Origin of the sequence: Pseudomonas sp. (genome assembly GCF_030696055.1) — a bacterium.
In the GTDB taxonomy this organism is placed as follows: domain Bacteria; phylum Pseudomonadota; class Gammaproteobacteria; order Pseudomonadales; family Pseudomonadaceae; genus Aquipseudomonas.
The window spans coordinates 1-9,388 of record NZ_JAUYNP010000328.1 but is presented as its reverse complement, the minus strand read 5'-3'; the positions used below and the strand labels follow the sequence as shown (position 1 = coordinate 9,388).

The window sequence follows — 9,388 nt, the reverse complement described above, 5'->3', positions numbered from 1 at the left end:
CGGATATAGCACATGCCGTTGATCAGGGAGGAGCCGCCCAGGCCCTTGCCGCGCCCGCATTCCATCCGCCGATTGTCCATAAAGGGCTCGGGTTCGGTCTCGTAGGCCCAGTTGTAGCGGCGGCCCTGTAGCGGGAAGGCCAGGGCGGCGGGCATCTGGGTGCGGAAATCCAGGCGGTAGTCCGGGCCGCCGGCTTCCAGCAGCAGCACGCTGACCTCGGCGTCCTCGGTCAGGCGGGTGGCCAGCACGTTACCGGCCGAGCCGGCGCCGATAATGATGTAGTCGAATTGCATAGAGGCAGCATCCTTTGGATGGAAGCTTTAAGCCTCAAGCTACAAGTAAAAGCGGCGGTGCTTTTGACTTGCAGCTTGTGGCTTACAACTTGAGGCTATTTTCGTCAAAACACCGAGCTATAGCCGCCCAGTTCGACCTGTACCGACTTGATCCGAGTGTAATGCTCGAGGGTGGTCAGGCCGTTCTCGCGGCCGACGCCGGATTGCTTGTAACCGCCAACCGGCATTTCCGCCGGCGACTCGCCCCAGGTGTTGATCCAGCAGATGCCGGCTTCCAGTTGGTGGATCACGCGGTGGGCGCGGGCCAGGTCGCGGGTCACCACACCGGCGGCGAGGCCGTATTCGGTGGCGTTGGCGCGGCGGATCACTTCCTCTTCGCTGTCGTAGATCAGGATGCTCATCACCGGGCCGAAGATTTCTTCGCGCACGATAGTCATCTCGTCCGTGCAGTCGGTGAATACGGTCGGCGCCACATAGGCGCCCTTGGCGTAGGCACCCTCGGTGACGCGCTGGCCGCCGATCAGCAGGCGCGCGCCTTCCTTACGGCCGGTGTCGATATAGCCGAGCACGCTGTCCATATGGGCGAAGCTGGTCAGCGGGCCGAAGTTGGTGGTTTCAACCAATGGGTCGCCGAGGCGGATGCGCTTGACCCGCTCCAGCACCTTGGCCTCGAAGCGTGCCTGCAGCATGCGCGGCACGAATACCCGGGTGCCGTTGGTGCAGACCTGGCCGGAGCTGTAGAAGTTGGCCATCACCGCGATATCGGCGGCGCGGTCGAGGTCGGCGTCTTCGAAGATGATCAGCGGCGACTTGCCGCCCAACTCCATGGTCACTTCCTTGAGGGTGGAGCTGGAGGCGCTGGCCATCACCTTCTTGCCGGTGCTGGTGCCGCCGGTAAAGGAAATCTTCTCGATGCCCGGGTGCTCGGTCAGCCACTGGCCGACTTCGCGGCCGCTGCCGGTCAGCACGTTGAACACGCCATCGGGCAGGCCGGCCTCGGTGTAGATCTCGGCCAGCTTGAGGGTGGTCAGCGAGGTGACTTCGCTGGGCTTGAAGATCATCGCGTTGCCGGCGGCCAGGGCCGGGGCGGACTTCCACAGGGCGATCTGGATCGGGTAGTTCCACGCGCCGATGCCGGCGACCACGCCCAGGGGTTCGCGACGGGTGTAGACGAAGGAGCTTTCGCGCAGCGGGATCTGCTGGCCTTCGATGGCCGGGATCAGGCCGGCGTAGTACTCCAGCACGTCGGCGCCGGTGACTATGTCGACGAAGCGGGTTTCCGACAGCGGCTTGCCGGTGTCCAGGCTTTCCAGCTCGGCCAGCTCGTCGTTGCGCGCGCGCAGGATATCCACGGCCTTGCGCAGGATGCGCGAGCGCTGCATGGCGGTCATCGCCGCCCAGACTTTCTGCCCTGCGGTGGCGGTGGCCACGGCGAGTTCGAGGTCGGCCTGGCTGGCGCGCTGCAGGGTGGCGAGCACTTCCCCGGTGGCCGGGTTGATCGATTCGAACGTGTTGCCACTGCTGGCTTCCACGTAGCGACCACCAATGTAGAGCTTCTGTTCGTCGAATCGAGCCATGGGTAAGTCCTCTGTTATCGCTATTGTCGGGGGCGAATCCGGGGCGCTTGGCGGGCCGGCTGCTGCAAGGTGGAATTGAGCCTACTTTATTTTTATTGAACGTTCAAACAACAAAGAATAAGCTCGCTCCCACAATCCGGGCTGCGGCAGTTCGCCGCAGTCAAGGGCTTGGCTGGAATGCGCGTCCTAGACCTGCACAGACCGCCAGTCCGGGACTTCTCGGCGTTTTCGGCGGCTTGCCGGCGACGCAGATTTTCACTGCCTCTGGAGCCCATCTCCATCATGAGTACCGCTGCTCTGCCACTTACAAACCCCGAAACGGGGCGCTTGAATCCGGTCGTGTTCTACGGCTCGACGGCCCTGATCCTGCTGCTCACCCTGGCGCTGATCCTCTTCCCTGAAGCGGCCGGCGCCTGGCTCACCGAGGCGCAGACCTTTCTGTCGCGCAGCTTCGGCTGGTATTACATGTTGGCCATCGGCGCCTACCTGTTCTTCGTGCTCTATGTGGCGTTCTCGCGCTACGGCAACCTGCGCCTGGGTGAAGACCACGAACGCCCGGAGTTCAGCTACGGCGCCTGGGCCGGCATGCTGTTCTCCTCGGGCATTGGCATCTCGCTGCTGTATTTCGCCGCCTCCGAGCCGATCGATCACCTGTACAACCCGCCGGAAGGCGAACCGGGCACCGCGTCGGCGGCGCGCCAGGCGCTGCAGCTGACCTTTCTGCATTGGGGCGTGCACGGCTGGGCGATCTACGCCCTGGTCGGCCTGGCCGTGGGCTATTTCGCCTATAGGCACAAGCAGCCGCTGGCGCTGCGTTCGGCGCTCTATCCGCTGTTCGGCCAGCGCCTGACCCGTGGCTGGGTGGGCAATACCGTCGACTGCTTCGGCATCTTCGTCACCCTGCTGGGCCTGGTGACCAACCTCGGCATCGGCGCGCTGCAGGTGTCGTCCGGGCTGGAATACCTGTTCGGCCTGCCGCACAGCCAGGGCGCGCTGCTCGCGGTGATCCTGGTGATGAGCGCGGTGGCCACCCTGGCCGCGGTGTCTGGGATCGAGAAGGGCATCCGCCGCCTGTCCAACCTCAATATCATCCTGTTCAGCGGCCTGCTGCTGTTCGTGCTGCTGGCCGGCGACACCCTGCACCTGCTCAACGGCCTGGTGCAGAACACCGGCGACTACCTCAACGGCCTGGTGCTGAAGACCTTCGACCTCTATGTGTACACCGGCCAGTCCGGCAAGAGCGAAGCGTGGATGGGCCTGTGGACCCTGTTCTACTGGGCCTGGTGGATTTCCTGGGCACCCTTCGTGGGCATGTTTATCGCGCGAATTTCCCGTGGCCGCACGGTGCGCGAGCTGGTCTACGGCGTGCTGCTGATTCCCCTGGGTTTCACCCTGGCCTGGCTGTCGATCTTCGGCAACAGCGCCCTGGATCTGGTGATGAACCAGAACGCCGCCGACCTGGGCAAGGCCGCGCTGGAGCAGCCGGCCATGTCGATCTACCTGCTGCTGGAGCATTACCCCTGGTCCAAGGTGGTGATCGGGGTGTCGATCTGCGTCGGCTTCGTGCTGTTCCTCACCCCGGCGGATTCCGGTTCGGTGATGCTGGCCAACCTGTCGCGCCAGGGCGGCGAACTGGACGAAGACGCGCCGAACTGGCTGCGTATCTTCTGGTCGGTGGTGGTGACCCTGGTGACCATCGGCTTGCTGTTCGCCGGCAACTTCACCGCCATGCAGACGGTGGTGGTGCTGGCCGGCCTGCCGTTCTCGGTGGTGCTGCTGCTGTATATGTTCGCCCTGCTTAAGGCGATGAAGGCGGACTTGGCCGCCAGCGAGGAAGCGGCGCGGGCGCCATTGGCGCCGCCAGCCAACGCCTGACGGACTGCCGTACAGAACAAGCCCGAGGTCGTTGCCGGCCTCGGGCTTTTTTGCGTCTAGCGCGTAGGGTGGGCGGCGCGGAAAAAGGATGTTCGGTTCGCCGCGTTGGTCGAGCGTCGCGTAACCCACCAGGCAGAAGCCCGGTTGAACGCAATGATGGGTTACGGCGCAATTCAGACATCTGTGGTTGGGCGGTAGTGGCAGGCGCCCCACCCTCCGATACTTAGACCTTGGCCAGCTGCAGGTCGACGTATTCGTAGGCGATCTGCAGGTCACGCGCGGTATCGAACGCCTCGCCGGTCAGGGCTCCGCGCAGCCACAGGCCGTCGATCAGCGAGGACAGGCCGCGGGCGGCGGCACGTGCTGCGGCGGGCGGCAGCACGCGGCGGAACTGGCAGCACAGGTTGGAGTCGAGGCGGCGGTCGTTGATCCGCTGCAGGCGGCGCAGCGCAGGCTGGTGCATGCTGGTGGCCCAGAAGGCCAGCCAGGTCTTTACCGCCGGGCCGTTGACCTGGCTGTCGTCGAAGTTGCCCTCGATGATCGCGTGCAGATGGGCACGTGGACTGTCGTCCTTGAGCGCCGCACGGCGTTCGTGCACCGCATCGCTCAGGGCCTGCATCAGATGGCGCATGGTGGCGTCGAGCAGGCCGTTCTTGTCCTTGAAGTAGTGGCTGATAATGCCGTTGGACACCCCGGCAACTCGCGCGATATAGGCAATGCTGGCATCACTCATGCCGACCTGGTCGACCGCTTCGAGGGTGGCCGCGATCAATTGCGAACGGCGGATCGGTTGCATTCCGACCTTGGGCATCTGCTTCTCCGACAAGAGGGGGCGTCCCCTGGATGGGCGCAGTCTAGGCCGTTCTTTATTGGTCGATCAATCAAACATGACGTTGCCTGGACGACTTGTCGGTCAGGGATATAGGGGTCGCCAGTCCGTTGAGCCCTGATGCTCTGCTCTAAGAACCTGTTCACGATCTGCTGCGCGTCGGCTAAACGGCGTTGAAAACGATCTCGGAATGCTCATTTACAGCTCGTAAACTCGACTCGGGCATCCTGCTTCGTTCTACCTCCTGCATCCATGCAGTCGTCCGCTTCCTCGGCCGTTTTCGCCACCGTTTATCTCTAGCTCGCGAGATCGTGAACAGGTTCTAATCAGCGTCTCGCAGGCTCAAGCGCAGCAACACCGGCAGATGATCCGAACCCAGATCCGGCCCCACCTGGCGAGAGACCACCCCCCAGTGTGGCGTCACCAGCACATGATCAAGCGGAATCCCCAGCAGGCCGTGCAGGGCGGCGGGCCAGGTCGGTGCCAACCCGCTGGCTCGCCTGAGGCCGTGCTGGGCCAGGCCGCTAAAGGCGGATGACCAGGGCGTGGCATTCAGGTCCCCGGCCAGCACAGTCGGCAGTTTGCTGGCGCTGGCCTGGCGGGCCAAGGCCCGCAACTTAGCGTTGCGTACGCTGTGGTAGTGGGCGGAAAGCGGCGGCATGGGGTGCACGGCGATAAGCCCAATCAGCTGGTTCTGCCACTGCACCTGGGCTTGGATATGGGCGATGGCGTCCGCATCCTCGATAACCTGCACCTGCCGCAACGGGTGGCGCGACAGCAGCGCAATGCCAAAGGGGCCGTCTTGCGGCACGAGCTGTTGAAAGGGGTAATCGCGCAATGGCTGCAACGCCACGGCATAGTCCGGCGACACTTCCAGCACGATCACCACATCGGGTCGCTCCTGGGCCAGCCACAGTGCCAAGGCCTGCGGGTCCTGGTTATGCAGGCTGACGTTGGCGCTGGCGACTGAAAATACCGGGCCATGAGCCTCACTGCCCGGTGCTGGCGAGGAGGCCGTCAGCCAGGGCAGCGGCGCAGCCAGCAGCAGGATGGCCCAGCGCTTATCCAGCCAAGTCGCCAGGCCTCCGGCCAGCAGCAACCCCAATAGAAACAGCCACTGCCAATGGCTGGTCAAGTCGAGCAACCAGGCCACTGCGCCGCTGGAAGCGGCCAACAGATGGGATGGCAGCGGCAACAGCAGCCCCAGCACAGAAAGCAGCGCCAAGGCCTGCAGGCGTCGGGCCCAGAAGGCTCTGCGGCTCGGCTGGGGTGCTTGGGGCGGGATGGTCGTGAGCATTTCGCTCGCGGCCAGCTTAGTTGCTAGGCCGATAAGTGCCGGCCCCGTGCGGTGCGGCGCTAAAGGCCGGGAGCAGTTCGGCCTGGCGGGAGAACTCGCGCAACGCGGGGTAGTCCGCCGCCGGGACCAGTTCGGGGAGCATCTGCTGGCTGAATTGCCAGGCCACCGCCGTGCTCACCCCGGCCTGGTTGATGGCCCCGCTGCCCACGGCCAGCGGGCGTTTGTGCAGCTCCGCTTCGAGCGCCGCATAGGCCGCCAGCAATTGCCCGGTGACCCGCTCCAGCCAGGGCTGATGCTGCTTCTCGGCGGGGCGCAGCTGGCGTTCATAGACGATCTGCACGCTTTTCTCGCAGGCGGCGAGCGCCAAGCCGATCACCCGCAGCGCATGTTGGCGCTGCGCCATGACCTCGGGCATCAGGCTCTTGCCCAGGCCGGCGAGCGCTTCGGCGTACTCCAGGATCAGCGTGGAATCCATCAGCACCTCGCCGTCCGCGCAGATCAGCGAGGGCGCCTTGACCACCGGGTTGATCTGCTGGAACTGCTCGAAGTTGCTGAATACGGAAATCGACCTGTGCTCGAAGCGCAGGCCGAGCAGTTGCAGGGAGATCGCCACGCGGCGGACATAGGGTGAGTCGAGCATTCCAATCAGTTGCATGGTCTTTCCTTGTCAGAGTGACGTCTAGGGTGCGTTGTTCCTACCCGGCAGCAGGCGGGCGAGCAGTCCCGCCAAGGTCCACCAGATGCCCAGCCAGAGCAAGCCGACCAGGCCCCAGCCAAGCAACGAGGGTGCGGCCCAGCCGCCGGGCTCTGCCGCGGCGAACAGCGAGATACCCACCGCCTGCAGCAGCATCAACGGTAGATAGACAGACCCAGCAACGGCGGGTGCCAACAGCGCCGGTGTGTGCAACACCAGGCTGGCATGCGCCGCCAGCAGGATGGCTAACAGCAACCAACGAGCGCGCCTGGCGAGAGGCCTAAGGTTATAGCGCCTGGGCATCGGGGATCAGCGCCAGCAGGTCGGTGACCCCGATATCGACCTTGGCCTGGGACAGTAGGGTGCTGGCTTGGCCGCGATGGTGGGTCTGGTGGTTGAAGAAATGCATGATCAGGCTGAAGAAGTTCCGCTCGGCGGCAATCCCCTGGGTGTTGTTGTAACGCAGCGGCAGATCCAGCTCGTCTTCGCGTATCGAGCGCGCCCAACTCAGGATCAGCTGGTCGAGGGCGCGGCGGTAGGTGGCGAGGCTGTGGATATCGCTATACAGCAGCTGGTCGAGGCTGGTCGGGGTCGGCAGCCGACGTATCGGATCGAGGACCGGGTAGTGGGCGGGATGGCTGGCGAAGCGTTTCAGCCAGAGGGTATCGCCCACCGCCACATGGTTAAGCGTGCCGAACAGGGAGCCGAAAAAGGCCTGACTCTCGGCCATCAGCACCTCGCCGGGCAAGCTCAGCGCGGCCTTATAGACTTTGCTATTCATCCATTCGTTGTACTCAGCCATCAGGCTGATGTGCTCGGTACGGCTCACTTTGCGGCTCCTAAGTGGCTAGACGATCGGCAAACAAGGTGAGCATTTCTGCCCATAGGTATAGACCTTTTGCCTGGGTCTACCCAGTAGCAGGCGTGGGCGATCTGGCTGTGCAGTTGGCGCTTAGGCGCGCTGCCCGAGCACCCCGGCGTAGTGCTCGACGCAGGGGAATGGGTCGTAGAAATGATGCAGAAGCGCGCGCCATTCCTGGTACTGCGCGGACTGCCGAAAGCCCTGGGTGTGGTCTTCCAGGGTTTGCCAATTGACCAGCAGGGCATACTGCGATTGGTTCTCCAGGCAACGCTGCAGCTGATGGGAGAGATAGCCCGGCATGCCGGCGATGATCGGGGCGGCCTGGCTAAAGGCCGCTTCGAACGCCGCTTCGCGGCCGGGAATAATCTGCAGTATGGCTAGTTCAAGAATCATCTAAGCCTCGCGGGCTGGGCGGCTGTATGAACTTAATGGCTAAAACTACCTTGCGCTAAAAACAGCTTCACCTGCGTGGCCACAATATCTGCATTGGCCATAAAGGTATGGCTATGGGGAACCGTAATAAAATCCTTCATTTCAGCAAGCTGAGTGCTGGCAACCGAGACTTTTCCATCATTGGGCTTGGCCACGCTGCCTGAAAACCAGGGGTCTAGGCTTTCCGTGCCGGCGATGATGCCGATTTCCAGAGGTATCGGCTTGAGTCGATTCGGCGTGCTGTCAGTTTCAATGCCCAGCTCTTGGCCGGCTGGCCCGGTGGAGAATTTGTACCACCACTTATCCTTGCTCTTGGTTGCTACTTCACTGCCGTGGTTCGGTGGGCCGAGCATGACCACTCGTTTAGCCTCAGGAAGAACATGCTCCTGGAAATACTGCCTGACTAATAGGCCGCCCAAAGAATGGGTAACGAAATGGATCTGCTGAGCGCCGGATTCTTTACAAGCGCTTATGCCATCTCCCACGACGGAGGCCAGCGCATAAATGCTCTTTTCCCTGGAAGGGTAACTGTTGTTTACAACAATATAGCCTTGGCTTTCCAATGAGTTTTCAATGGAGCTCATGGAGTGGCTGGTTCTGCCAAGGCCATGCACTAGCACGACGCAGTCGCTCGCTATTGCGGCCTGAGAGACAAATAGAAATAAGCAGATAAGCAAGCGCATATGTATTGTCTTTGCTCTCTAATAATTTGCTTAAACAGTGAGCTGTAGTTAGTAGAGCGCACGCCGGATGGACTTAACCGCTGGTTAGGCAACGCTACGTTGCAGGGCGTATTGCCTTATTTCGACCCATTGCCACAGCGCGCTGGCCAGGCAGAGCAGGATCAAGGCCATGGACAGGGGCAGATGGAATTGGCTAAAGCCGGCGAGGGCAAAGCCGGCATGGATCAGGAACGTCAGGGCGCCCAGGGCGGCGCAGAGTCTGGCGAACAAGATGGCCTTGTCACCGTCTAGCACCACCTGGGTATAGCCCAGCAGAAGAAAGGGGATGGCCAGCAGATTGAACGCCAGGTAACCCTGGATTCCCCCGGGCAAATGGAACATCTCCCACTCACGCCAATAGGCCGCATCGATCTGATGCAGAACCAGCAAGCACAGGGTCGAGAAATAGCTTCTTTGCATGAGTAAGGGTCCATGGCCTTGCGGCAGGTTAATGGGCGGGGCTTATTGCTGATGAGCGAAACGCCTAGCTTGGCTTATCCCCACTCGTCATGGCGCTCGCGGCGCTCTTGCCGGTAGTTGGTGACCTCCAGGCGGATACCGTCCGGGTCGCTAAAGAAGGTGGCCGTGTAATCCTCGGCGTATTCCGGATAGAGCCGCGCCTGCGTGGCCTCTATGCCGCCGCGGCGCAATTGCTCGGCGACTTCCTGCACCTCGGCCGCGCTGTCCACGCGCAGGCAGAAATGCTGCAGCCCTGGCGCATAGGGGTTGTGCTGCATCTCGGCGCGGGCCGGGCGCAGTACAAAACCGAACAGCTTATTGAAGTAGTGGATATGCGGGTCGCCGGCC

General features: G+C 62.7%; 12 protein-coding genes. 1 reads left to right on the top strand and 11 read right to left on the bottom strand.

What is annotated here, in order from left to right:
• Both Q8Q83_RS19795 and betB read right to left on the bottom strand, forming a co-directional pair.
• Positions 1-293, bottom strand: a 293-nt coding sequence (locus tag Q8Q83_RS19795) for a GMC family oxidoreductase N-terminal domain-containing protein (protein WP_305625841.1), incomplete at its 3' end; no start/stop codon positions are given.
• 104 nt (positions 294-397) lie between these two features.
• Positions 398-1,870 (bottom strand): betaine-aldehyde dehydrogenase, encoded by a 1,473-nt coding sequence (gene betB / locus Q8Q83_RS19790; protein ID WP_305625840.1) that lies wholly within the window; start codon positions 1,868-1,870, stop codon positions 398-400.
• A gap of 339 nt (positions 1,871-2,209) precedes the next feature.
• On the opposite strand from betB, the gene Q8Q83_RS19785 reads away from it, so the two are divergent.
• Positions 2,210-3,745, top strand: coding sequence for a BCCT family transporter (locus tag Q8Q83_RS19785; RefSeq protein ID WP_305625842.1), 1,536 nt, complete (start codon positions 2,210-2,212; stop codon positions 3,743-3,745).
• A 223-nt stretch (positions 3,746-3,968) separates the two neighbouring features.
• Here the strand turns inward: Q8Q83_RS19785 and betI are convergent, their stop codons facing one another.
• The 9 genes from betI to Q8Q83_RS19740 form a co-directional block, all read right to left on the bottom strand.
• On the bottom strand, positions 3,969-4,556 hold the full coding sequence (betI, locus tag Q8Q83_RS19780; protein WP_305625839.1) for a transcriptional regulator BetI: 588 nt from the start codon (positions 4,554-4,556) through the stop codon (positions 3,969-3,971).
• Between the two features lie 340 nt (positions 4,557-4,896).
• Positions 4,897-5,871: an endonuclease/exonuclease/phosphatase family protein gene (locus Q8Q83_RS19775; RefSeq protein ID WP_305625838.1), complete on the bottom strand. Its 975-nt coding sequence runs from the start codon at positions 5,869-5,871 to the stop codon at positions 4,897-4,899.
• 16 nt (positions 5,872-5,887) lie between these two features.
• Entirely contained in the window at positions 5,888-6,526 is a 639-nt protein-coding gene (locus Q8Q83_RS19770; protein ID WP_305625837.1) for a glutathione S-transferase, read from the bottom strand.
• 24 nt (positions 6,527-6,550) lie between these two features.
• Positions 6,551-6,820 (bottom strand): hypothetical protein, encoded by a 270-nt coding sequence (locus tag Q8Q83_RS19765; protein ID WP_305625836.1) that lies wholly within the window; start codon positions 6,818-6,820, stop codon positions 6,551-6,553.
• Positions 6,821-6,851: 31 nt separating this feature from the next.
• The gene (locus Q8Q83_RS19760) at positions 6,852-7,394 is read right to left on the bottom strand and encodes a DinB family protein (RefSeq protein ID WP_305625835.1); all 543 of its coding nucleotides are present in this window, start codon (positions 7,392-7,394) and stop codon (positions 6,852-6,854) included.
• 123 nt (positions 7,395-7,517) lie between these two features.
• Positions 7,518-7,820 carry an antibiotic biosynthesis monooxygenase gene (locus Q8Q83_RS19755; RefSeq protein ID WP_305625834.1) on the bottom strand — a complete coding sequence of 101 codons (303 nt, stop codon included), beginning with the start codon at positions 7,818-7,820 and terminating at the stop codon, positions 7,518-7,520.
• Between the two features lie 32 nt (positions 7,821-7,852).
• Complete coding sequence (locus Q8Q83_RS19750; RefSeq protein ID WP_305625833.1) at positions 7,853-8,542, bottom strand: alpha/beta fold hydrolase; 690 nt, start codon at positions 8,540-8,542, stop codon at positions 7,853-7,855.
• 84 nt (positions 8,543-8,626) lie between these two features.
• A complete protein-coding gene (locus tag Q8Q83_RS19745; RefSeq protein ID WP_305625832.1) occupies positions 8,627-9,001 on the bottom strand; it encodes a DUF6713 family protein in 375 nt (124 codons plus the stop codon).
• A gap of 74 nt (positions 9,002-9,075) precedes the next feature.
• On the bottom strand, positions 9,076-9,388 hold a 313-nt coding region (locus Q8Q83_RS19740; RefSeq protein ID WP_305625831.1), incomplete at its 5' end, for a VOC family protein.

Coding starts and splice junctions, on each gene's coding strand:
- betB (WP_305625840.1), bottom strand. CDS start 1,870: ATGGCTCGATTCGACGAACAGAAGCTCTACATTGGTGGTCGCTACGTG.
- betI (WP_305625839.1), bottom strand. CDS start 4,556: ATGCCCAAGGTCGGAATGCAACCGATCCGCCGTTCGCAATTGATCGCG.
- Q8Q83_RS19775 (WP_305625838.1), bottom strand. CDS start 5,871: ATGCTCACGACCATCCCGCCCCAAGCACCCCAGCCGAGCCGCAGAGCC.
- Q8Q83_RS19770 (WP_305625837.1), bottom strand. CDS start 6,526: ATGCAACTGATTGGAATGCTCGACTCACCCTATGTCCGCCGCGTGGCG.
- Q8Q83_RS19755 (WP_305625834.1), bottom strand. CDS start 7,820: ATGATTCTTGAACTAGCCATACTGCAGATTATTCCCGGCCGCGAAGCG.
- Q8Q83_RS19750 (WP_305625833.1), bottom strand. CDS start 8,542: ATGCGCTTGCTTATCTGCTTATTTCTATTTGTCTCTCAGGCCGCAATA.
- Q8Q83_RS19745 (WP_305625832.1), bottom strand. CDS start 9,001: ATGCAAAGAAGCTATTTCTCGACCCTGTGCTTGCTGGTTCTGCATCAG.